A 288-nucleotide genomic window follows, 5' to 3' on the forward strand; every position below is an offset into this window, starting at 1 on the left:
ACAATGCAGATGCCACGCTTTTTTTCGATTTCTTTTCTCTGCATAAATGTGCGATACTTTTTCTGACTGCGGCGGACATTGACTGGAATAGCTTTCTTCCTGTCTTATCAGGCAAATCCCTTTCATTTTAAGCTTATATTCTAACTGCATATAGATACGGGCATATGGCAGACTGTGAAGCTTCTGGTTGGTTTTCCTCCCCAGGTTTCTCTCTTTACGAATCCCCTTTATATCTCCAATTACAACCGTATGAATATCATTCTTTACACAATAGTTCGTGATACATCG

General features: G+C 39.6%; 1 protein-coding gene. It reads right to left on the reverse strand.

Features of this window, described 5'->3' with window-relative positions:
* Positions 1 to 282, reverse strand: a 282-nt coding sequence (locus DW922_RS17590; RefSeq protein ID WP_279221325.1) for an IS200/IS605 family accessory protein TnpB-related protein, incomplete at its 3' end; no start/stop codon positions are given.
* Positions 283 to 288 lie beyond the last annotated feature (6 nt).

It is taken from the genome of Clostridium sp. AM42-4 (assembly GCF_003480105.1).
Lineage (GTDB): Bacteria > Bacillota > Clostridia > Lachnospirales > Lachnospiraceae > Brotaphodocola.